Origin of the sequence: Embleya sp. NPDC020630 (assembly GCF_044334985.1) — a bacterium.
Classification (GTDB): Bacteria; Actinomycetota; Actinomycetes; order Streptomycetales; family Streptomycetaceae; genus Embleya.
In genome coordinates this window covers 72,497-95,224 of the sequence record NZ_JBIRUB010000010.1, presented here as the reverse complement: position 1 = coordinate 95,224, position 22,728 = coordinate 72,497, and the positions used below count along the sequence as shown (strand labels likewise).

At 70.3% G+C, this 22,728-nt stretch carries 16 protein-coding genes; 12 read left to right on the top strand and 4 right to left on the bottom strand.

Features of this window, described 5'->3' with window-relative positions; all coding sequences use genetic code 11:
- Positions 1-426: 426 nt before the first annotated feature.
- Genes ACH4XV_RS30135 through ACH4XV_RS30110 form a run of 6 tightly spaced genes read left to right on the top strand, consistent with a single transcriptional unit; the run spans position 427 to position 6,469 of the window.
- Positions 427-1,374: a methyltransferase domain-containing protein gene (locus ACH4XV_RS30135; protein WP_395795242.1), complete on the top strand. Its 948-nt coding sequence runs from the start codon at positions 427-429 to the stop codon at positions 1,372-1,374.
- 59 nt (positions 1,375-1,433) lie between these two features.
- Positions 1,434-1,913, top strand: coding sequence for a VOC family protein (locus ACH4XV_RS30130; RefSeq protein WP_395795240.1), 480 nt, complete (start codon positions 1,434-1,436; stop codon positions 1,911-1,913).
- Complete coding sequence (locus tag ACH4XV_RS30125) at positions 1,910-2,875, top strand: hypothetical protein (RefSeq protein ID WP_395795238.1); 966 nt, start codon at positions 1,910-1,912, stop codon at positions 2,873-2,875. The genes ACH4XV_RS30130 and ACH4XV_RS30125 overlap by 4 nt, the downstream gene beginning before the upstream one ends.
- Positions 2,876-2,880: 5 nt before the next feature.
- Positions 2,881-3,774 (top strand): LLM class flavin-dependent oxidoreductase, encoded by an 894-nt coding sequence (locus tag ACH4XV_RS30120; protein WP_395795616.1) that lies wholly within the window; start codon positions 2,881-2,883, stop codon positions 3,772-3,774.
- Entirely contained in the window at positions 3,771-4,649 is an 879-nt protein-coding gene (locus ACH4XV_RS30115) for a PhzF family phenazine biosynthesis protein (protein WP_395795236.1), read from the top strand. Before ACH4XV_RS30120 ends, ACH4XV_RS30115 begins: the two co-directional genes overlap by 4 nt.
- A 23-nt stretch (positions 4,650-4,672) precedes the next feature.
- Positions 4,673-6,469 carry a gamma-glutamyltransferase family protein gene (locus tag ACH4XV_RS30110; RefSeq protein WP_395795234.1) on the top strand — a complete coding sequence of 599 codons (1,797 nt, stop codon included), beginning with the start codon at positions 4,673-4,675 and terminating at the stop codon, positions 6,467-6,469.
- Between the two features lie 54 nt (positions 6,470-6,523).
- On the opposite strand, the gene ACH4XV_RS30105 is transcribed toward ACH4XV_RS30110, so the two are convergent.
- The 3 genes from ACH4XV_RS30105 to ACH4XV_RS30095 all read right to left on the bottom strand — a co-directional run bounded on the left by ACH4XV_RS30105 (position 6,524) and on the right by ACH4XV_RS30095 (position 10,953).
- Entirely contained in the window at positions 6,524-7,819 is a 1,296-nt protein-coding gene (locus ACH4XV_RS30105) for an MFS transporter (protein ID WP_395795232.1), read from the bottom strand.
- Positions 7,820-8,012: 193 nt separating this feature from the next.
- Positions 8,013-9,053 (bottom strand): hypothetical protein, encoded by a 1,041-nt coding sequence (locus tag ACH4XV_RS30100; protein WP_395795230.1) that lies wholly within the window; start codon positions 9,051-9,053, stop codon positions 8,013-8,015.
- A 139-nt stretch (positions 9,054-9,192) separates the two neighbouring features.
- Entirely contained in the window at positions 9,193-10,953 is a 1,761-nt protein-coding gene (locus ACH4XV_RS30095) for a S8 family serine peptidase (protein WP_395795228.1), read from the bottom strand.
- Positions 10,954-11,240: 287 nt separating this feature from the next.
- Here ACH4XV_RS30095 and ACH4XV_RS30090 point away from each other — a divergent pair, with 287 nt between their 5' ends.
- From ACH4XV_RS30090 to ACH4XV_RS30075, 4 genes are all read left to right on the top strand, one after another.
- Entirely contained in the window at positions 11,241-12,245 is a 1,005-nt protein-coding gene (locus ACH4XV_RS30090; protein ID WP_395795226.1) for a DUF2278 family protein, read from the top strand.
- A 252-nt stretch (positions 12,246-12,497) separates the two neighbouring features.
- Positions 12,498-15,308 (top strand): hypothetical protein, encoded by a 2,811-nt coding sequence (locus ACH4XV_RS30085; protein WP_395795224.1) that lies wholly within the window; start codon positions 12,498-12,500, stop codon positions 15,306-15,308.
- Between the two features lie 63 nt (positions 15,309-15,371).
- Positions 15,372-19,289 carry a hypothetical protein gene (locus tag ACH4XV_RS30080; RefSeq protein WP_395795222.1) on the top strand — a complete coding sequence of 1,306 codons (3,918 nt, stop codon included), beginning with the start codon at positions 15,372-15,374 and terminating at the stop codon, positions 19,287-19,289.
- Positions 19,290-19,556: 267 nt separating this feature from the next.
- The gene (locus tag ACH4XV_RS30075) at positions 19,557-19,733 is read left to right on the top strand and encodes a hypothetical protein (RefSeq protein ID WP_395795220.1); all 177 of its coding nucleotides are present in this window, start codon (positions 19,557-19,559) and stop codon (positions 19,731-19,733) included.
- Positions 19,734-19,821: 88 nt separating this feature from the next.
- Here the strand turns inward: ACH4XV_RS30075 and ACH4XV_RS30070 are convergent, their stop codons facing one another.
- A complete protein-coding gene (locus ACH4XV_RS30070) occupies positions 19,822-20,850 on the bottom strand; it encodes a zinc-binding dehydrogenase (protein ID WP_395795218.1) in 1,029 nt (342 codons plus the stop codon).
- 101 nt (positions 20,851-20,951) lie between these two features.
- Here ACH4XV_RS30070 and ACH4XV_RS30065 point away from each other — a divergent pair, with 101 nt between their 5' ends.
- Both ACH4XV_RS30065 and ACH4XV_RS30060 read left to right on the top strand, forming a co-directional pair.
- Positions 20,952-21,905 (top strand): LysR family transcriptional regulator, encoded by a 954-nt coding sequence (locus ACH4XV_RS30065; protein WP_395795216.1) that lies wholly within the window; start codon positions 20,952-20,954, stop codon positions 21,903-21,905.
- 293 nt (positions 21,906-22,198) lie between these two features.
- The gene (locus ACH4XV_RS30060) at positions 22,199-22,672 is read left to right on the top strand and encodes a Dps family protein (protein WP_395795214.1); all 474 of its coding nucleotides are present in this window, start codon (positions 22,199-22,201) and stop codon (positions 22,670-22,672) included.
- The last annotated feature ends 56 nt before the right edge of the window (positions 22,673-22,728 follow it).

Genomic DNA, 22,728 nt, shown 5'->3' with positions numbered 1-22,728 from the left:
CTTCGAGTGGATCCCACTCGGTATATGACGAGACGGAAGAATTTCGCGATAAGGGTATGTCTGTTGACGAATCGGACAACGTGAACTCCAGTCACTCTGCCGCATTCCGGTCCGACGGTCGCGCCAAGCCCTATCCAGGGAGGCCGCAAGGCACGCGGGGTGACATGAGTTCAAGCCGCCGTCCCGGCGTGCCGAGTGGTCGGCGGCCCTGGTCGTCCAGGTGGGTCATGGTGAACCTGCCGTCGGTGCGGTCGCCCTGTCAACACGGCGCCGATGTGACGCACGTCACTTGCGTTATCCGATCGTGATCATGGATATTAAATGTCGCCTGTCGTAAATTTTTGTTTCTCACCATTTTGCGTGAGAGGGGTGGATGTGACGCCGGGGGACAGCGAAAGAGCGATAATCCACATATACAATTCTGCGGTGGCGGCTTCGGCGATCGGTGCCGCCTGGGAACTCGGTATGTTTGACGAGTTACACACGCAGGGAATGCTCGACGTGCAGAGTTTCGCGGCCGAACGAGGACTCGACACCGTTTCCGTTCTCGCCCTCTTTCGGGCACTGGCGGCGGTCGAGATCGTCGAGCGCGAAGATTTCAAGATATTACCGGGCGTCCACTTCCCCGAGGCATACCGAAACAAATCGTTCTTTCACTGGCTCACCAGGGGGAGTGCCGATCTGTTCCGGCGGGCGCCCGAGGTCGTGCGCACCGAGAACCGGGTGGGAAATTTCTGCCCGCGCGACAGCGCCGCCATCGCCTTCGCGTGCCGGGAGATCAGCACGTTCTGCTACGACCCCTGGTTCTGGCAGACGGTGCAGGGACTGGACTTCGACTTTCACGTCGTCGCCGACCTGGGCTGCGGCAGCGGCGAGCGGCTCATGCAACTCCTCGACCGCCATCCCGGTACCCGGGCCGTGGGCATCGACATCGCCCAGCCGGCCGTACGCATGGCAACCGCCGCGGCGGCCGCGGCCGGCCTTGCCGACCGGACGACGTTCGTGCAGGCCGACGTGCTGACGATGGCCCCGGTTCCGGCGTTCGAAGAGGTCGAACTCCTGACCTGTTTCATGATGGGGCACGACTTCTGGCCCCGGCAAAGGTGCATCGAGAACCTTCGGCGGCTGCGCACCCTGTTCCCGCGGGCGCGCAGATTCCTGCTGGGTGACGCCACCCGCAGCGAGGGGGTCGCCGACCGTGACCTGCCGATCTTCGCGCTGGGATTCGAGGTCGCGCACGACATGATGGGCACCTTCCTTCCGACCGTGCGGGACTGGGAATCCGTTTTCGAGGAAGGCGGTTGGCGGCTCAGGAGTAAGAATTCGATCGACATCGCCGTCGGTGAGGTCATCTTCGAACTCGAAAGGCTCTGAGCCCCGCAGGATGTCGGAGACGGGCCGACGCAGGCCGCCGGCCACCGGAGAGGATTCGTATGCCCGATCTCGAATCGGTGCCCGTCCTGCACCACATCGCGGTGCAGACGGACAACCTCGACAACTCGATTTCATGGTACGAGGACTTCTTCGGCGGCCGGCTGACCTGGGCGACGGACATATTCTCGGACCTGACCGTCTCCCGCCTGCCCGGCGTCGTGCGGATGGCCGAACTGGCCGTCGGGACCGCGCACTTCCATCTCTTCGAACGCGGCACTCCCGCCGAGGGCCGGGCCGCGCCGGACGCACCTCGTTTCCAACACGTGTGCCTGAGCGTCGAAACGCCCGCCGAACTGCGTACCTGGCGCAGCCGTTGGTTGGAACTCTCCGGTTCGCACCGCTACACGTTCGCCGACCCGGAGCAACCCACCGAGATCGTGACCGACGCGCAGGGCACCCAAAGCTTCTACTGTCTCGACGTGAACGGCCTGGAATTCGAGTTCACCTGCATCGCGGGAGCAGTGGGGGAAAACGCATGAGGCGCCCGTCGGCCGTCGCCGCACTCTCCCTGCCCGGCACCAACGGCTGGGACTTCGGCGACTACCCCTACGGCCTGGAACCGCTGACGATGCCGGCGCCGAACAACGCCGCGCCCGACGGCGGCGGTCGCGACGAAGCCGACCTCGACGACGCGTGCCTGGGCTTTCTGGCCCGGGCCGAGGAGGGTTTCGGGATCACCGCGCCCGTCGACGACAGCCGCCTGGGGCAACTGTTCTGGTTCCGCTGGATCATCGGCCATCACGTCTCCTTCGTGATCTGGCGCCTGCTGGCGGACGAACTGTCGCGGCTGTCCTCGAACCCGAAGGACCGCGAGGCCGCCTCGGTCGCCGTGACGGAATACGTGCGGGCGTACTGCGGGATGCTGCTGTACACGGGCTCGTGCAACAGCGCCATCTACAACGCGGACATCCGACCGAGCATGCATCGGCTGCACAGCACCTTCAGCGGTACCTGGGCGCCGGACTACCCGCCGGTACGAAGCCTGTTCCGAGGCCGGAAACTGCCGCCCGTGGTCGACTCCGAGCGGGAACGGCTGGTCCGACAGGTCGAGTTGAGCCACCGCATCCACCTGGGGGTCGCGGCCAAGCTGGTGGAGGGCGGCAGGTCGCTGCTCCAGCAGTCGGTCGCGCAACGCGACGCCAACCAGCCCCGCATGTGGGAGGGGATCTTCGACTGCTACTTCCTGACCCTGCGGGCGCCGACCACGCGGCAGGAGATCCTGGCGCAATTGTTGCGGCGCAACAAGGCCATCGTGATGGACCTCGCCACGAACGGCCTGTACCCGGGGTCGCCGGAGAGCCGGGACGAGACATTGGCGGAGATGCGACACCCCGACATCGTGGAGTGCGAGGAGGATCTGACTCCCTCGCTCTTTCGCGTCGCCGGTCTGGCCGCCGGCTTCTCCGCGGCCCGGGTGGCCAAGGAGATGACCGCCTCGTGAGCGCCATGCGGCACGGGGTGATCCTGCTGCCCGAGCAGCGCTGGTCGCACGCGCGGCGACTGTGGACGCGCGCCGAGGAACTCGGCTTCGACCACGCGTGGACCTACGACCACCTGATGTGGCGATGGTTGCGCGAAAAGCCTTGGTTCGGCGCCGTCCCGACGCTGGCGGCCGCGGCCGAGGCCACATCCCGGATCGGACTCGGGACGATGGTCGCCGGCGCGTCCTACCGGCACCCGGTGACCTTCGCCAAGGAATTGATGACCCTCGACGACATCTCGGACGGCCGGATGATCTGCGGACTCGGCGCCGGCGCCGGAGGCCACGACGACCGGGTGCTGGGCCACACACCGCCGTCCCCGGCCGAACGCCACGACCGTTTCGCGGAGTTCGTCGAAATGACCGACCTGCTGCTGCGCCGACGGGTGACCGACCACCGGGGCGCCTGGTTCGAGGCCCACGGCGCCTTCATGGTGCCGGGCTGCGTCCAGCGCCCGCGCCTGCCCCTGGCCATCGCCGCGACCGGCCCCCGAGGCATCCGGCTGGCGGCTCGCCACGCCGACATCTGGGTGACGGCCGGCGACCCCGGCTGGGGTGAACCGAGCGGCTACGCACCGGCGATCGCGAAGCTTCGCGCACAGGCGCACGCCCTCGACGCGGCGTGCGCGGACATCGGCCGCGACCCCTCGACGGTGCGCCGACTGGTCGTCACCGGCGCGATGATCACCGGCGTGATCGATTCGGTGGACGCCTACGAGGACGCCTGCGGACTGTTCGCGGACGTCGGCTTCACCGACCTGGTCGTCCACTGGCCCCGAGCCGACTTCCCCTACCAGGGCAGCCCCGAGGTCGTGGAGCGGATCGCCGGCAAGCTCTTCACGTCGACGGGCACACGATGATCGGCTACGAGCTCGTCAACATGTTCACCGACCGTCCCTTCACGGGCAGTGCCCTGGCCGTGGTCCCCGACGCGACGGGACTGTCGTCCGCCGTGATGCAGTGCGTCGCGGCGGAACTCGGCGCCGCGGAAACCGCCTTCGTCCTCCCCGCGACCTCGCCCCACGCGTCGTACCGGGTGCGCGTCTTCGGTCCGGACGCCGAATCACCGCACGGCGCGCATTCCGGCGTGGGGACCGCCGCCACGCTGGCTCGGTTGGGCCGCGTTCCCACCGGCCGGCTGGTGCAGGAATGTGGCGCCGGACGCCAAGTGCTCGCGGCGCGGGCCGACCGCGCCACCCTGCACGCGACCGGGCCGGTGCGCGGCGAGCCGCTGGATCGGCAACCACTGCTCGACGCGGTGGGGCTGACCGAGGCAGACCTCGCCGATGCGGACGGCGACGGCGGGCCGCGACTGGCGGGCTTCGGCGGGGGCTTCGCGGTGCTCCCGGTCCGCGCCGGCGCGATCGCCCGGGCCCGACCCGACTACGCGCACATGCGCGACATCGCTCTGCCGGCTCTGTGCCTGTTCACCTGGGATCCGGCCGATCGCCTCGCCCGGGCCCGGCTGTTCGCCCCCGGCTTCGGCATCCCCGAGGACCCCGCCTGCGGACCGGTGGCCATGGCCCTGGGCGGGTGGCTGATCGTCGCCGGCCGACTGCCCGCCACGAACGGCGAGCACGGATACACGGTCCGCCAGGGAGCCGAGGCGGGCCGCCCCGCCCTGCTCGAGTGCACGGTGACGGTCGAGAACGGCCTCGTGGTGCGAGGCAGCGTGACCGGCCGGGTGACACCGGTCGCCTCCGGACACCTCGCGGACCCCGTCGAATCCCCTTGACCGACCCCCCGGAAGGACGTCTCGTGCTGCATCGTCCGGAACTGCACGGCACCGCGTGCGCGGTCTCCTCCACGCACTGGCTCGCTTCGGCGGCGGGCGTGGCGATGTTCGACCGCGGCGGGAACGCGTTCGACGCCGCCACCGCCGCGGCCCTGGTCATCCAGGTGGTGGAGCCGCACCTCAACGGCCCCGGCGGAGACGTGCCGATCATGGTCTACGACGCGGCGACCGGGTCCACCCAGGTCGTCTGCGGACAGGGTCCGATGCCGCGGCAGGCGACGCCCGAGGCGTTTCGCCGGCGCGGGCTGGCGGTGATACCCGGCTCCGGACTGCTGGCGGCCACCGTGCCCGGGGCCTTCGGCGCCTGGATGCGCCTGCTGCGCGACTTCGGCCGGCTGACGGTACAGGACGTGCTGGAGCCCGCGATCGGCTACGCCGAGGACGGATATCCGCTGCTGCCCAAAACCGCCGCGATGATCGAGGTGATGGCGCCGCTCTTCCGCGACGAGTGGACCGAGTCCGGCCGTACCTACCTGCACCACGGCGCGGCTCCCGCGCCCGGCGCCCGGATGCGCAATCCGGCGCTGGCCCGGACGTATCGCCGCATCCTCGCCGAGGCCACGGCGGGCGGACGAACGCGCGAGGCACAGGCGGACGCCGCGATCTCGGCCTTCTACGAGGGATTCGTCGCCGAGGCCGTCGACCGGTTCATGGCGACCGAGGAGCCGATCGACTCCACCGGCCGGCACAACGGCGGCTTGCTCACCGGTGACGACCTGGCCGGCTGGCGGGTACCCGTCGAGGCCACCGCGGCCCTCGACTACCGCGGTCACAGCGTGCACAAGGCGGGTCCCTGGTCCCAAGGCCCGGTCTTCCTCCAGCAACTGGCCCTGCTGGAGGGCTTCGACATCAACGCGATGGGCTTCGGGAGCGCGGACCACGTGCACACCGTGATCGAGTCCGCCAAGTTGGCCTTCGCGGACCGGGAGGCGTGGTACGGCGACCCCGAGCACGCCGACGTGCCGCTGGCCGGCCTCCTCGACCCCGCCTACGCGGCAGCCCGCCGGACGCTGATCGGATCCGAGGCGTCCGATGTCCTGCGCCCCGGCTTCCCCGACGGTCGAAAGCCGTGGATTCCCCCGGTACTGGACGTGTCCGCCTCCTCCGGCGACCCGGACTGGCTGCGGCAGTTGGCCGACGGCATCCCGACCGTCCTGCAGCGGACGGCGGCGAAGGGCGACACGTGCTGCGTGAGTGCGACCGATCGCGACGGCAACATGGTGGTCGCCACCCCCAGCGGAGGGTGGCTCAAGAGCTCGCCGGTGGTCCCCGGTCTCGGATTTCCGCTGGGCACCCGAGGCCAGATGGCCTGGTTGGACGAGGGACACAACAACTCCGTCGCTCCCGGCAAACGGCCCCGTACGACGCTCAGTCCGACCTTGGCGCTCCGGGACGGCGCGCCCTACCTGGCCTTCGGTACGCCCGGGGGCGACCAACAGGACCAGTGGACCCTGAACTTCTTCGTCAACCACGTCGACTTCGGCATGAGCCCCCAGCAGGCGGTGGAAGCGGCGACCTTCCATACCGATCACGTACCGAGCTCGTTCACGCCCCGCCGAGCGCGGCCACTGGCCGCGGTCGTGGAGCAGGACGGGTTCGATCCGGCCGTCCTGACCGAGCTTCGCCGGCGCGGCCACGAGGTGCAGACGGCCGCGCCGATGACCCTGGGCAAGGTGTGTGCCACGGGCCCGGACTCGCACGGCGGCGTGCTGGCGGCGGCGAGTCCGCGTGGGCAACAGGCGTACGCGGTCGTTCGGTGACCGTGGACGGGCGCGGTGGGAGCCGCGCCCGGCCCTGCGGAAAGCGGTGCCCGGTCACCGGGGGAGCGTCGGATCGTCGACCGGATCCGGATCGGCTGCGCCGTCGAGTCCGGCGGGTCGGCTTCGAACGCTTTCGAGACTCGCCAACCTGGGGACCACGACGAGGGACGCGAGCAGGACGACACCGCCGAGAACGGCGGGGGCGCGCACGGAGAACGCGGAACCGAGCCAGCCGCTGAGCCCGGCGCCGACCAGGATCCCCAGACGGCTCAGCAACAGGTAGCAGCTGTTGACCCGACCGAGAAGCCGACGCGGTACGACCCGTTGCCTGAGGGAGACCACCTGCACGTTCCAGGTCACCACACCGAAACTGGCCACGGCATACAGGACGGCCGCCAAGGCCACGGAGGAGCCGACCCCCAGACCCAGCAGTGAGGCTCCCATCAGGAAGAAGGACAGACCGATTCTGGACGTCAGGCCGAGGCGGTTGCGCAGCCGGCCCGAGGTGACGCCGGCCAACGCTCCGCCGACGGCACCCGAGGCCAACACCATGCCGTACGCCACGGGCGACGCTCCCAGGGTCTTCGTCAACAGCAGCACCAGCATGGTGACCGCCAGGTAGAAAGCCATCGACGCCACCGCTGCCACGATGGCCAGCAGCCGGATCCCGCGGTGCGTCCAGGTCCAGCGAACGCCCTCGCGGATGTCCGCCGCCACCGGGCGACGAGGTGACGGCGTGCTCGCGCTCGACCGACCCAACGCGACCACCAGGGCGGCGGCCAGGACGAAGGAGACGCCGTCCACGGCGAACGGGTACCCCGCGCCGACAACGAACAGGGCGGAGCCCAGCAGCGGGCCGACGAAGTGTCCGCCGACGATGAGACCGCCCTCCAGACGACCGTTGGCGGCCTCGAGTTGCTCGGGCCGCACCACATCCGGCAGGGCGGACGTGGACGCGTTGACGAAGACCGTCTCGCCGCATCCGAGCACGAAGGCCAGCAGGGCCGGCACCAGCAACGGCGGGCTTGCGACCAGCACCCACGCGGCGAAGCCCAGGACCACCACGGCGCGCACCAGGTCGACCTGCCACATCAGGCGCCGCCGGTCGAACCGGTCGGCCAGGACGCCCCCCACCAAGGACATCACCAGCCAGGGCAGTGTTCCGGCCACCGTCACCAACGCCACGGCCCTCGGTGACGATGACACCGTGGCGACCAACAGGGGCAGGGCCGCATCCCGCATGCCGTCACCCACGGCGGAGATCGACGAGGCCGACCACAGCAGCGTGAACTTCCTGCCCAGCCCCGACGCCAAAAGCCCCTGCGATGCCGCCGATTTCGCCGTAGTCACCGCCCCAGTCTGGCAGCCGGCCGGCCCCGACGACCGGGAGACGAGAGGGATGGCGCCCGGCAGGCACCAACACGTCGGCGGTGCATGCGACCCGTCCGCCCGCTTCGTGGTGAGCACCCGGATCCGGGCGAGGACGTTGCCCGTGGGCGAGGTGCACACCCGCTGGGCCCGACTGCGGGAATCCTCGGCGGGCTCAGCTCGGTTGGGCCGGTGAACCGCGCATCGTCTTGCCGGGGTTGCGCGTCGTCGGGCCGCCCACGGAGTTGAGGACCAGCTGGGCCTGGTTGTCCACGAAGCGGGTGAACAACTGCTGCGCGTAGCCGAAGATCACCGCCCAGGCGATGATCTGCGCGGACGAGTCGAGCGCGCTCAGGCCGGGAATGAAGTCGCCGCGCATGAGCAACAGCCCCAGGAGTGCGGTGAGCGCGCCGGTGGGGAGCTTGAGCAGGGCCAGCGCCACGGGCACGTTGTACGGCGTCGAGGTGCCGTGGATCCGGCGCAGCGACGCGGCGGCGGCCACGGCGGCGGCGACCAGGCCGACCAGTTCGACCACCGGGTAGTCCCACTGGGTGGCGACGTCGGCGTACATCTGGTCCAGGCTTCGCCCGTCGACCCGCTCGCCGTTCGCCGCGGCACCGGCGGGGGCGGGGGCGGTGGCCGTGGCACAGACGATGCCGATACCCGTGGGGTTGAAGCACAACGGCACCGTCCCGGGCGAGGCGGCGCCGGCCATGGCGATCAGGGCTGCGATGATCGCGAGCGCCGCGGTGACGCCGAAGACGATGTGCGCGAAGCTGCGGACCCTGAGCTTCTCCTTCAGGTGCACCTGGTGTGCCACCGTCGAGGCGTCGACCAGGACTTCGCGCTGGTTTTCGGTCAGCGTGTCACCGGCGCGGACGGACAGCGCGATTTCGTCCACGTGGGCGCGGCGTTCGTCGCCGAGCGGCAGGTGCTCCTTGATGAAGGCCACGATGCCGGGCAGGTGTGCGGTCATGTCCTCCAGCGTCAGTAGCCGGAGCAGGAAGATGTAGGCGACGTCCAGTTGCGTCTGGGCGACCGCGATGTGCGCGGCCGGTCGGCCGTGTTCGTGCCCCAGGGCCTCCTTCGCCTCGTCGAGCGACTCGAGGGCCTGGTCGGCCAGGACCTGATCGCACGCGGTGAGCGGGCCCGGCGCGGTCTTGCTCTTGAGGAGTGCCTCGAGTTCGACGACGCGAGAGCGCAGTCCTTCGCGCAACTCCCACTGTCCGCGTTCGTGCCGTCGAAGGTTCCGAGCCTGCGAACGCGCTTTTCGACGGGAGTTGTCGGCGGGCGGCGGCGGGGGTGGCTCCGAGGGTGTCGACTTTGACTCCATGTATTCGACTATGAACGACGAGTCAGACGAATTCCCGCGCGATCAGCTTCTTCAGGTCCGGCATCACCCCGATGGACGCGCCGGGAGCGCCTGCCGTGCTGTTGCCGGGGGTGGTCAACACCGTGCGCATACGCTTCGGGCTCAGTTTGCCCGGGGCACCGACGCCCGGGTTCAGCCTGGTGAACAGGTCCTGCACCAGCAGGCACACGCCGGCGATGATCGCGGCCGCGCCCGAGGTGCCGCCGAAGAACGGGCCGGTCCAGTAGGCGTCGGCTTTCGTGGGCGTGTTCGGGTTGCCGGTGGTGACGATGTTCTCGCCCCACGCGAAGCAGTCGACGCGACTGCCGAAGCTGCTCTGCGAGGAGCCGGTGGCCAGGTTCTCCACCGCGATCCGGCCGTGCGGCTGCGCGGACGTGCCGGACCCCACCATGATGGCCCCCGACTCACGGAACTCGCCCGGCTCGTTGCGGTTGAGCACGCGCCGATTCGTGACGGGGTCGCGGAATTCGTCGAGGTTGGCATTCTTGTTCCCCGCCGCCTCCACGACGATCACGCCGCGGGCGGTGGCCAGCGCGATCGCGGCGAAACAGCCCGGGTCGGTCTCCACCGGCACGAAGCGCGGCACGCCGTTGAACTGCGCCGCGAACTGGACTTCCAGCAGCAGCACGTCGCCGGCGGAGAGCTCCGACTGCGCCCGCATGATGGCGTTGGCGACACGTTGCCGGTCCGCCGGCGAGTTGAAGACCTGCGTCGCGTGGAAGTAGGAGATCATCCGTGCCGACGCGTTCGGTGCGATGCCACAGATGCCCCGGGTGTTGTCGATACCGACGATCGAGCCCACGACGGCGGTGCCGTGCGCGAAGCTCAGCGGGGTGTTGACGCCGTCGATCAGGCGCAGCCCCGGGGGAAGGTCTTCGTGGCCGACGAACCAGCCCTGTTCGAGGTCGATGAACTGGGTGCCGTCGCCGCCCGCGCCCTTGGCCCACGCCGCTTGCGCGCCGATGCCGTCCAGTGCCGGGTCCAGGTAACCCTGTCGGAAGAACAGCGCGTTGCCGGTGCCGACCACCGGATCCGAGGCGAGCGGCATGCTGTAGGCGAATTCCACGGACCCCCCGAACGCGGCCATGGAGGCCGCGAGCGCCTCGGTGTCGAATCCGGCGGGGCAGTCGATCTCGAGGTAGTTCTCGAAGTTCGTCCGCTCGTAGTCGGGTTCCTCCTCGGCGGCCTGATCGACCAGCACCTGGATCTGCTCTGCGGACAGTCCGTCGAAGACGCGGTGCAACGTGAGGTCGGGCAGCAGCGCGCGCACCGCCTCGACGGCGAACTCGCTGCCCGGGCCCAGGACATCGGCGGCGAACCGGTCCAGGTCGAGACTGCCGCCCTGGCCGAGTGGTACGAAGACACTGTCGGCGATCTTGACGATCACCTGCGGGGCGATCTCGGGATCGGTCGTCCGCACGTTGATGCCGAAGGCCGGGTCGAAGGTGATGTCGCCGAGTTCGAAGCGGTTCATCCGCCCGCCGAGGACGTCCGGGTTGTCCACCTCGTCGGTGATCGGATAGCCCAGTCCGCCGGTCTCCGCGCCCATCCCGAGATAGGTGTCCATGATCAGTCCGTGCAGCTCGAACGCCTCGCCCACGCGCGGATGGAAGTAGATGCGTCCGAATGTATAGGCCCGGCAGGAGCCGCCGTCGTAGAGCTCTTCCTCTTCCCCGACCGGATCGCCCAGGTTCAGGATGCCGGCGGAGATGAGGGAATCGTGTTTTTCGTCGATGGGCGACATGGCCCCTCCAGAATGAATGCGTGAGCGGATCCCCGCGCTCGACCCTGGGACGGGGTGCCGCTCTTCCAGCCTAGGCCAGGGTGCCGGCGCGGTCGCGTCGGACCGGTCGGCGCCGGCCCGCCGCCGGCCCGCTGCCGGCAACTGTCGTGCACCGTCGAGGGATTTCGGCCCGGCGATCGGATGCGGGTCGCCGTCGCCCGGTGTGTCGCGCCCGATACCGGGGGGTACGCCCGCCACGATGGCCAGGTCCGCCCGGCGCGGGTCCGGGCCCGGTGGGAAGGGATGCCATGCCGCTGAGGAGCTACGGAGTTCTGGCCGCGCGGGCGGTGGCGCGCGTACGCGAAGGCGCCTCCGGCACGCCGCACTACCAGATCCATCTGGCCGACGACGCGGGCACCGCGTACCGTGCGGCGATCAACGTGCTGTCCAAGGAAGCGCCGTCCGAGCTGCTGTTCGTGGTGGTGGAGGACTTCCGCCACCCGCTGACCGACTCGCTGCCCGCCGCGGGCAGCGGGTGGACGCCGCTCGCGTCGCAGCCCGGCCACGCCGCGCTCGACTACATCCGTGCCAACCTGTTCGACCCGACGACCGTACGGCCGCTGCCCCCGGACCTGCCCGGGGAGGACAACGACCTGGCCGATCTGCTCGACCACTACGTACAGCGCGCGATCGGCGACGCGGCGGCCGCGGTCTACGTGTTCGGCGAGCGCTTCGGCCCCGAACCCGACAAGCCGGACAAGGTGTTCGGCTTCCTGCCCGGCAACGGCGTGCACGACGTGCACATGAACCAGGGCAACAGCGAGGATTTCCGCCGGGACGACGGGGTCTGGCAGGACGGCGGCCTGCTCATCCGCCTGCCGGACGGCCGCTGGGTGGCCGTCTTCCTGGCCTTCCAGTCCCAGTCCTGGCACACCGACGACACCACCGGTCACGCCCTCGACACCGCGCCGCCCCTGCCGGGCACCGGCGAGGAGCGAATGCGGATCGTCGGGGCGCTGGTCAACCCGCCCGGACCGGCACCCGAGGCGGAGACCGTCACCCTGCTCAACGCCTCCCCCGCACCGATCGTGCTCGACGGCTGGCGGCTTGTGGACCGCAACAAGACCGCGCTGCTGCTCCCCGCGACGACGCTGGCGCCCGGCGCCGTCCTGCAGGTGCCCGGAAGCCCCTCGTTCCAACTCGGGAACCGCGGCGGCGCGATCACCCTGCTCGACCCGGCCGGGCTCAAGGTGCACGGTGTCACGTACACCGCGGACCAGGGGCGTCGCGAGGGTTGGACGATCGTCTTCTGAGCGGTACGCGTCTTGGAGGTACGGGTGATCCGTACGCGCGGATGCACGTGCGGATGCGATCGGCACGTGCGGAGGGGTGGCGCGATGCGCGTCGCCCCTCCGCCGCGGTCCCGGCGGACACCGCCGGCCGTCCGGCCAAAAGGTGCGTGCCGGGGCCGCGTTTGTCACGCTGGAGACAGGTCGCGTGCCCCGCCGTGGCCCGACGGTCGGCGAGGTGCGCCCCGCGGCCGGTCGATCGGAAGGCGGGCAGCCATGACTGCCGACCCGTTCAGCATCCTCCGCGTCGAGGACATGCTCTTCCTGCGCGTCGAGGTGGTCAACCTCCGACGCGAGGGGGCGCGTCTGGTTCGGGAGGATCCCGCCGCACCGGCGCTGGTGCTGCTCCAGCTGCCCTCCCAACACGTGAACGAAAGCGTGCTGCCCGGCGGGCAGTTCCCGGAGACCGTACCCGCCTTCGCGGCGGGGTCGAGCACGCTGGTGTTCCTGCTCCCGGACGGGCAGGACGGCATCGACCTGACCGTCGACGCGCTGATGGACTGGAACGGACTGACTCCCACGATCGCCCCGGCCAACCAGCCACTGGACGACCCGGACGAACCGACCGTAGTCGGCGGACTCCCGCGCACCGCCATCGAGTTCCCCACCCGCGTGCTGCTGGGCCACGACCACGACGGTTCGGCGTTCGAGTGGTCGGCGCACCTGGCCGAACCAGTCGTGCTCGACGGTCGGGCCGAACTGTGGCACGCCGAACTGTCGGGCGAGAACGGCGCGCCCGTGCACCTGAAGGTGTTCTCCGTCAAGGCCGGCCCCGAGCGCACCGGAATGCCGCTGGACCGGTTCGTGCCCGGCGAGCTGCTCGCCCGCACCAGCCTCGACCAGTTCATCGACGTGGACGGGACTTCGCTGCGACGGCCGCTACTGGCCGACCGGTTCATGCTCACGCCCCTGGGCGCGACAGTGCGCATCAGCGGCTCCTGGCCCACCGCGCCCGACTTCCTCGGGCTGAGCCTGACCGGCTACGAGCACATCGCGTCGCTCGGGCGCGACGAGTTCGTGCACACCGTGCGCCAGGGCTTCCTCAGCAGCGGCCATCGGGCGTCCCTCGTGGACATCACCAGGCGGACCTACGACGACCCGGGCGACCTCACCTCGGTCGCCTACCTGCACAAGGAAAGGCACATCGTGGTGGACCAGGCCGAGGTCGCCTACGGTGCGAACGCGGGCTACGACCGGCATCAGGGACGGCAGATACCGTTTCGATCGCTGCGGCTCACCGACCTGGTCACCCCCGTGATCGATCCCGGGGAGGGCGCGTTCTGGGTGACGGTGGGCGGCGAGCCGTACCGGTTCCACGCCACCGCGACCGATGCCGAGGGCCGGCACGTCAGCCTGGACCTGCCGCTCGTGTTCGCCTCCTCGGACGCCCTCGACCGCATGGCGGCGGTCTACAACGACCCCGCCACCGCCGACCGCGCGAACGTGGGGCTGGGCGGACAGACCGTCGCCCTGGCCGAGAACCCGAGCGGGGACGGCAGCACCGGCATGCCGGTGACCTCGGCGCGCTTCACTCTGGCACCGGCCTCCGGGAACCCGGCCGGGGTGCTTCCCGCCATGGTCGACGCGGTGGCGCGGGTGCCCGCGGTCGAACAACTCACCGGACTGGCCACCGAAACCGCCGTACGGCTGCACGACGCCTACCTCGAACAGGGCTTGGACGGCCAACCCACCGGCGCGTTCTTGCATCTGGTCGACGCGCTGCCGATGAACCTGTCCGCCGAGAAGGCGGGCGGCCTGGCCAAACCCAGCATGGCCGTCCAGGCCGTCACCACCCGAGCGGGGTTGCTCGCACCGAAGTTCCTCGGCGCGGCGGGCGACGCGGTGGGTGTCGACTCCGCGTCGCTGGCGCAGATCTTCGGCGGTACGAAACTGCTGGGTCCCATCGATCTGGCCGACCTGCTCGCGGACGTCCCGGCGACATCCGTCGCGGAGTTGCGCGACCTCGGCGAGGACGAGATCCGCCGCCGGCTCGACGGTGTCTCCCGGGAGCTGCTGCCGGTACCACTGATGCGGATCGGCGATCTCCTGGACGGATCCGGCTCCGAACTGCGGTATGTGTGGAAGCCCGCGCTGAAGAACGACCTGCCGCTGCTGGATCTGGACGGCGCCGCCCTCGTCCTCGAAGCGACCACCGTGCGCTCGCCGGACGCCCTGAGCAAGTCCAGCGTGCGCGGCGAACTCAAGCACTTCGCATTCGTGTTCGCGGACATCGTGCGGGTCGACTTCGAACGCCTGACGTTCACCGCGCGCCCCGGCAGCGCACCGGACGTCAGCGCCGCGGGTGTCGCGCTCACCTTCGAGGAGAGCCTCGAGTTCGTCAACCAGCTCCGCGAGGCACTGCCCTCGGACGTGTTCGGACCCGGCTCGTTCGTCGACGTGAACACCTCCGGGATCACCGCCGGCTACTCGCTGACCCTGCCGACGCTCTCCCTGGGCATGTTCAACCTGAGCAACGTCGCCCTGGCCGCGCGCCTGACCATCCCCTTCGACGACAAGCCGGCACGGTTCCGTTTCGCCGTCTCCGAACGGCATAACCCGTTCTGCGTCAGCGTGTCGCTGTTCGGCGGCGGTGGCTTCTTCGCTCTCGAAGTGAGCACCCGCGGCATCGAACAGATCGAAGGATCCTTGGAGTTCGGCGGCAACGCATCGCTCGACCTGGGCGTGGCCAGCGGCGGCGTGCACCTGATGGCGGGCATCGCGTTCCAGATGGCCGGCGACTCGGTCACGCTGACCGGATACCTGCGCTGCGGCGGCTACCTGTCCGTGCTGGGCATCGTCGGCATCACCGTCGAGTTCTACCTGGCCCTCACCTACCACAAGGACAACGGCATCTCCGAGGTGATCGGCCAGGGCAGCGTCACCGTCAGCGTCCGCGTCGCCTTCTTCAGCAAATCCGTGACCCTCGCGCTGGAGCGCCGGTTCACCGGCTCGGCAGCCGACCCGTCGTTGACGGACACCATGAAACTCGAGCACTGGCACGAATACTGCCGGGACTTCGCCGAGTGAACCGCGCCACGGCCACCCCGATCCGAGGCCCATCCCGGGTGACCCCGCCTGGAAGGCACGCCCATGACGACCGCACAGAACATCCAGTGGATCGCCCTGCCGGCCGGTCTGTCCCCCGACGGGACGCAGGCGCGCCTGTCCGTGTTCGTGGCACCTCGACTGACGAGCGACGGCCCCGGCACCCTCGCGGCGTTCCCGGACTTCCGGGACTGGCCGGCCCGGGTGGCCGGCGCGACGTTCGCACTCGCCCTCGGGAACGAGTCCGGTGTCCTCGACGGCGGAGCCGCGGTCGTGCCGCTGACCCGCACCGGGCAGCCGAGCGATTCCGCGCTGTGGCAGCTGTTCTTCCCCGAGGGCACCCCGGTGGAGGTGTTCGAGTTCGACGACCACCGGCAGAACACCATGGTGAGCTACCCGGCCCGCGACCTCGCCGACACCACCCGCCAATCCTTCGCGAGCACCGCGGCCGAGTCACCCGACAACATGCCCCCGAGCCAGGCCATGAGCACCCTCGCCGGGTTCGCCGCGGCCACCGACATGCAGGGCACCATGCAGGGCATGCGCGAGAACATCGTCGCGCAACTCGCCGCCGCCGACGCACGCGTCGCCGACCGGCCGGGCGAACTGGTCCGGCCCGAACTGAGCCCGCAGGAGGCGTTCCTCGCCTTCCACGAACCGCAACCGCAGGTCGCCGGCCTGGTCGCGGACGGCGGCCCGCACATCGCACCGCCACCGGAGGTGCCGCGGGTCGACTTCCACCAGTTGTTGTCCTCGCTCGGCGACCACCCCAAGCTGCTCCGACGCCTGGGGCTGGTGCTGGACTTCGTGCTTCCGGTCGACAAGCTGCCGGGCGCGAGCGGGGAGCGGACCATCGTCCTGGTGCCCACCTGGGAGCCGCTGCTGGGCCGGGACGCGTCGCACGACCACCCCGCCGCGACGCGCTACGCCCTCGCTCCGGGCCAGGGCTTCTGCGCCGCCGCGGACGGCACCGACGCGTTCGGGCCGCCCGCGCGCGGGCTGCTGGCCCTGTCGGAGGACGAGTACACCATCGAGCAGGCCGACATCGACGGCGTCACACTCAAACTGATGACCGCCGCCGTGGCGACCGCCACCGACGGGGATGCCGAGGCCGCGCCGCCGACGGTCCGCACCAAGGGGCTCTCGCTCGTGCTGGGCGACCGCACGCGGCACCTGCACGAGAACTTCCAGCGGGCCGCCGACCGGCAGGACGCGCTCGCCGACGAGAACACCACGGTGGTCCTCACCGCCGAGGACCTCGTGCGCGGACACCGCCTGGACATCTTCGACGAGACCCGGCAGAAGTGGTTCTCGCTGCACGAGCGTGAGATCGCCTACGACCGGGCGGGCAGCCCCGGCGACCACCTGGACACCGCGTCCGACGAGGGATTCTTCCAGCTCAGCCTGGCCACCCCGGTCACCGCGCCGGGCGCCGCGCAGCGCGTCCACGTGCACGAACACCTGGTCACCTGGGACGGGTGGGCGTTGTCCGCACCGCACCCGGGGATGGCCGTGGCGAAGGGGGACAGCCCCGAGCGCATCCCCAACACGGCGGCCACGACAATGCCGTTGGAGATCGAAACCCATGCCCGGCCCGGCTCGCTGCCGCGCCTGAGGTTCGGAAACTCCTACCGGATCCGGGTCCGCACGGTGGACCTCGCGGGCAACGGGCCGACGGCGGCGGAGGCCGACGGACTCCTCGACCAGGACGTCCTGGTACTGCCGGCCGCGGGCGGGTCGGTCTTCCGCAGGTTCGAGGCGATCCCCCCGCCGCTGCTGCTGCCGCGCGTCGCGTTCACCGAAGGGACCTCGGCGCACCGACTGGTCATCCGCAGCACCGCCGAACTGTCCCCGGCACAGTACGCCGAGACCTTCAACGCCTCGCCGCCGGTCTCCGGCGGCACCCACGCGCCGTACCACGAGGTCGACGAGCGGCACGTGGTCGCGCCCAAGACGTCGCTGCAATGCGCCGAACGGCACGGCAAACTCGACGAGGCCATCGGCTCGGGCGACGCCGACGCACGCGAACGGGTGTACAGGATCGCGTCGCGGGAGAGCGGGTCGCTCGACGACGCGTCCCTGCCCGGCACGGCGTCCGTGACGTATCCGTCGGCGACCCCCGACACGGCGCAGGGCCACTACGTGCTGTGCACAGGCGAGACGGTCGAACTGCCGTATCTGCCCGACCCGCTCGCCGAGGGTGTGGTCTTCCACGAACTCCCGGGCGTGCCGGCGGGCCAGGGGTTCACGCTGCCGTGGGACGCGCCGGCCTGGCATGCGCCGAAATCGATCCTCCTGCGCATCCGGGAGGGCAGCGGACCGCCCGTCTTCGACACCTCGACCCGGGTGCTGACCGTGCTGCTGCCGAAGGCGACGGTGGCGACCGTGCGGGTGTGCTCGCGGGTCAAGGTCAACGAGAAGACCATGGGCATGCTCAAGTGGTGCCGGGACGTGCTCGAACCCGACCGGTTCGAAAGCGTGATGGCCGCCGCCCGGGCCAACCGGCACTGGATGCTGACCCCGTGGTACGACGTGACGCTCGTCCATGCCGTGCAACGTCCCTTGGTCGCACCGCTGTTGACGCTCGACGACGGGACCGACCGGCTGCTCGGGGCGACCGGCGAACACCTCGTCGGCTCGCTGGAGTTGAGCGCGGCGAGCACCGAACGCATCGACATGATCGCGTCGTGGAGCGAGAACGTGGACGACCTCACCATGCCGGGCCCGAGCGTCCTCGACGTCACCACTCCGGTGTTCCGGCTGCCGCTGGCCGCCGCCGTCCCGCCGGATCCGGTCGCGAGCGAGGCCTCGCCCAGCACCCTCGACGGTGACACCCTGACGTTCAACACAGTCGTGGCCGAGGAACTCGCCTTCGCGGTGGAACCGGGCCGGCCACCGGCGACACCGGTGCCGGCCAAGTGCGAGTTCGGGGACACCAAACGCCGCGACGTGACCTTCACCCCCGTGGCGACCAGCCGGTTCGGCGACTGCTTCCCGCCGGAGTTCACCCAGGACACCGAACGGGAACTCCTGAGCGTGCACGGCGGTCCCGTCGAGCACACCGTGCTCAGCAGCGCCAAACCGGCGGCTCCGCGGGTGTCGGGCAGCTTCCTCACCCTCGGGTTCGAGACCTCCGGAAGCCTGCCGAACGAACTGGTCAGGCGGCGCCGCGGCGGGGGTTTCCGGGTCTATCTGTCGCGGCCGTGGTTCTCGTCGGGAGACGGTGAGCTGTTGGCCGTGGTGTTGGGCGTGGAGGGCGACGAACAGCCGCCCCAGGCACACCCGTTCATCACCCTGATGGGACGCGATCCGATCCGCAGCGCGGCACCGGTGTTCCTCCCGTCCGCGAGCAACTTCCCCGGCGCGACGATCACGCTGGACCTGGCACTGCCCGAGGTCTTCGACGGATTCACCGTCACCGCGGCCGGCTTCGAGCCCATCTTCGACAGACCGTCCGGCCGGTGGTACTGCGACATCGACGTCGATACCGGCGGCGCCTACTTCCCCTTCCTGCGGCCCGCGCTCGCCCGCCTGCAACCGCGCTCGATGGAGACCTGTCACCTGTCCCCGATCGTCCTCACCGACACCCTGCGGCTGTTGCCCGAACGCACGCTCACCCTGTCCGGCACCGACTCGCTGAACGTGCGACTCACCGGGCCCGCGTACCACGACGACAACAGTCCGCCCTCGGTGACGGCCGCCATCGAGCAGCGCGACCCCGACGTCCCCGACCCGGTCCTCGGTTGGTTCGAGCTCGGCGAGACCGTCACCGACCTCTTCGCCGACGACGACACCAGCCTCTTCCCCACATACTCCGCCGAAGTCCCGCTCCCGGATCCCCGCCCGGACCAACCCCTGCGCCTGATGATCAACGAAATGGCGGTGATGCGCTCCGACTTCGCCGTCGACGAGTTCGGGCCGACGGTGGGAGACCTGGTCTACGCGGACGCGGTGGAACTGTGACCCGACCGGGGCGCGATGCGTGTCGGACCGTGAGTCGGAAGGGCTTGTTCGTAGATAAACAATGCCGCCCGTGTCCGGGTGCTTCGGTGTGCCCATCGCTACCCGGGCGGCCGAAACCCAATCGGATGCTTCACGAATGTCCGAAAACGGAAAGAGCCGAGTTCGGGAACGGCTCTGCGGGCGCTTCACCTGTCACATCCGTCGATTTCCGTCGCCCCGACAACCGGGTCATCACCGCGGATAGCGGTTTGCTCTCGACCGAGGTCGTTGGTCGGCCACGACCACTCCGACGCCGCTGCCGACCCCACTCCGCGCACACCGGGCCTCTACTGCCTCGCCAACGCCTGGGGGACCCCGAACATCTCCACGAAGCCGTGCGACACCGCCGACCGCGGGCAGCACTGGGTGGTCTTCAACGACCAGATCAGCCTGGCACTGGCCTGACGCCGCACAACCGCGGCCGGCGTTCCGGCCCCGGCGCCGAGGAGACGACGCAGCCGCAGCGCCGGCGCCCGGTCGGGGCCGGTGAGCGTCACGTTCTCGTCTGTGCTCGCGTCGCGGCCTCGACGATCATCTTCCCGATGTTGGCGCCGCGCAGCATGGACACGAACGCCTCCACGATGCGTTCGAAGCCCACGACGATCGTCTCGTCCGACACCAGGCGCCCGTCGCGCAGGAGGGGCGCCGCGAACGTGTACAACTCGTCCCGCACGTGCGTGTGGTCGCGCACCAGGAAGCCCTCCATGCGCAGGCTCTTCTCCACGAAGTCCGCGTGGTCGAAACGTACGGGCGGGGTGTCCGGCCGGTTGTACTGGCTGATCGTGCCGACTCGCACGATGCGCCCGCGTTCCCGCAGCGCACCGACCGCTGCCGCGAGATGGTCGCCGCCGACGTTGTCGACGAACACGTCGACGCCGTTCGGGGCGGCCCGTGCGAGGAGGTCGGCCACCGGGCCCTCCCGATAGTCGAAGACCTCGTCGTAGCCCACTCGTTCGGTCAGGTACGCCGCCTTGGCCGGCGATCCCGTGCTGCCCACGAGCCGCCCGGCGCCCAGCAGGCGGGCGAAACGGCCGACGGCGGTACCGACGCCGCCCGCCGCGCCCGAGACGAACACGTCCTCGCCCCCGCGCAGCGGCGCGATACGAGTGAGGGCCACATACGCGGTCAGCCCCGTACCGCCGAGCAGGCCCAGGTGTGTCGACAGGGGTACGCCCGGCAGGTCCGGAAGTACGTGCGCCTCCTCGGGGGCGACCACGGCGTGTGTACGCCATCCTCGGCGGTGGAAGACCACGGTGCCCTCGGGCAGTTCCGGAGCTCGGGACGCGACGACCCGGCCGAGCGTACGGCCCTCCAGCGGAGCGTCGAGGGCGAACTCGGCGTCCATCATCTCGCGGTGGTACGGGTCCACCGACCAGTACAGGTTCTCCACCAACGCCGTGCCTCGCGCCGGCTCGGGCGGCGGCGCCTCGACGAACCGGAAGTGCGCGGCCGTGGGGAAGCCGTCGGGGCGGGCGATCTGGTGGACGGTGACCGTCGTGGTGTTCGGCGGGAGCGCGTTCATGACACGCACCGTAGGCAGGAATGCCGGGGCGGGGCAGGGGGTTGCCCTCATGACCGATCCGTATGCATGAGCAGCCCTCATGCCCGCAGGTGGGAGCCCCGATGACCAACCCTGCCGAGCTTTCCCCCCAGGAGCTTCGGATCCTGGTCGCGGCCGCCGATTCGGGAAGCTTCTCGGCGGCCGCCGCGACGCTGGGCACCACACAATCGGGCGTCTCCCATGCCGTGCGCGGCATCGAACGCAAGGTCGGCGCCGTCCTGTTCGCACGCGGCCGAACCGGTGCCCGGCCCACCGCGGCGGGCACGACGGCCGCGGCGCACGCACGCCGCGTACTGCGGATGCTGGACGTCCTGGTCGTCGACGCCCGCGCGGCGGCCCGCGGCACGGGCACCGACGAGGCCGCCGACGGCCCGCTGCAGATCGCCGCCTTCCGCAGCGCCGCACTCCACCTGCTGCCGCCCGTACTGGCACGCCTCGCAGCCCGCCGGCCCGGCATCGAACCACGGGTGCGGATCGTGCGCGAAGTCGGCTCCGGCACCGCCGGAGAGGTGGTCGCGGGACGCGCGGACGTGGGTATCGCCACCCTGGGGACCGCGACGCCGACACCGCCCGGGCTGGTCGCCGGCGTGCTTTTGGAGGAGCCCTACGCGCTGGTGCACCCGGCCGGACACCCCGAGCCCCGCTCACTGCCGCTGGTCGACTGGACCGAGAACTGTTCCTCATACACCCGCGAGTGGTGGGCGATCCAGGAGTGGATCCCCAGGGCCACGATCGAGGCGGAGGACGACGGAGCCGTCCTGGCCATGGTGGCCGGCGGCCACGGCATGGCCATCATGCCCGCTCTCTCCCTCGCCGCCGCACCGTCCACTGTGCGGATCACCGATCTCGGCCCCGGACGCCCCACCCGCTCGGTGGGCTACGTGACCACACCCGAACTCGCCGCGTCCGCCGCCGTGCGGGCGCTCGTCCGCGAACTCCGCCTCGCTCACATGGGCGCCGTCGCGCCGCCGACGTGGCACATCGGGGACGCGCCGGAGGCGGTCCCGCGCGGTTGAGCTCCTTCGGGTATGCCCGAGCCTCGCCCCGAAACGGATTGTCGCGGACGGTCCCACGCTCGGTACCGCGCGCACGTTATCGACACCGACCGCGCGCCGGCCGGCCGGGAACGGCGTGGCGCACCGTGCGCGTGGCGACGGCCGGGGCCCGGATGCGCGAGCCCCCGTCAGGTGTGGTTTTTCTCACCAGGGAGTATCTATCGATGGAATCGGGGCATTGGGTGCGGTGTACACCGGGTCCACCGACCCACCGACCCACCGAACCGACACCAACCCCGAGGAGTCGTAGCACCATGGTCGTCGTCAAGAGCCCCCTGTCCGACGATGCGCGCAAGGTTACCGGTGAGGCGCTCCAGGGCGCCCTCGTCGACCTGCTGGATCTTTCGCTCGTCGCCAAGCAGACACACTGGAACGTGGTCGGCCCACGCTTCCGCTCGATCCATCTCCAGTTGGACGAGGTGGTCGCTTCGGCACGCACCTTCGCGGACACCGTCGCCGAGCGGGCTTCCGCGATCGGGTACAACCCCGACGGCCGGGCCGCGAGCATCACCGCAGGCAGCGGCGTACCCCAGCCGGACTCCGGCTGGATCAAGGACGCCGACGTGGTCGGTTACTTTGTCGGCGTCTACGGCGCGGTGATCGAGCGCATGCGAGAGCGGATCGCGGCCACCGAGGAGGCGGACCCGGTCAGCCAGGACCTGTTCATCACGATCGCCGCGGACCTGGAGAAGATGAGTTGGATGTTCCAGGCCGAGAACCAGGTCTGAGGTCAGCGCCTCGCATCGATCCGACCAGGGCATAAGCGCCATCGAAGCATGTCGAG

Bases quoted from the DNA above. Each gene is read 5' to 3' on its own strand.
- ACH4XV_RS30115 (WP_395795236.1), top strand. From the start codon at position 3,771: ATGATCGGCTACGAGCTCGTCAACATGTTCACCGACCGTCCCTTCACG.
- ACH4XV_RS30125 (WP_395795238.1), top strand. From the start codon at position 1,910: ATGAGGCGCCCGTCGGCCGTCGCCGCACTCTCCCTGCCCGGCACCAAC.
- ACH4XV_RS30080 (WP_395795222.1), top strand. From the start codon at position 15,372: ATGACGACCGCACAGAACATCCAGTGGATCGCCCTGCCGGCCGGTCTG.
- ACH4XV_RS30130 (WP_395795240.1), top strand. From the start codon at position 1,434: ATGCCCGATCTCGAATCGGTGCCCGTCCTGCACCACATCGCGGTGCAG.
- ACH4XV_RS30070 (WP_395795218.1), bottom strand. From the start codon at position 20,850: ATGAACGCGCTCCCGCCGAACACCACGACGGTCACCGTCCACCAGATC.
- ACH4XV_RS30090 (WP_395795226.1), top strand. From the start codon at position 11,241: ATGCCGCTGAGGAGCTACGGAGTTCTGGCCGCGCGGGCGGTGGCGCGC.
- ACH4XV_RS30085 (WP_395795224.1), top strand. From the start codon at position 12,498: ATGACTGCCGACCCGTTCAGCATCCTCCGCGTCGAGGACATGCTCTTC.
- ACH4XV_RS30065 (WP_395795216.1), top strand. From the start codon at position 20,952: ATGACCAACCCTGCCGAGCTTTCCCCCCAGGAGCTTCGGATCCTGGTC.
- ACH4XV_RS30120 (WP_395795616.1), top strand. From the start codon at position 2,881: ATGCGGCACGGGGTGATCCTGCTGCCCGAGCAGCGCTGGTCGCACGCG.
- ACH4XV_RS30060 (WP_395795214.1), top strand. From the start codon at position 22,199: ATGGTCGTCGTCAAGAGCCCCCTGTCCGACGATGCGCGCAAGGTTACC.
- ACH4XV_RS30095 (WP_395795228.1), bottom strand. From the start codon at position 10,953: ATGTCGCCCATCGACGAAAAACACGATTCCCTCATCTCCGCCGGCATC.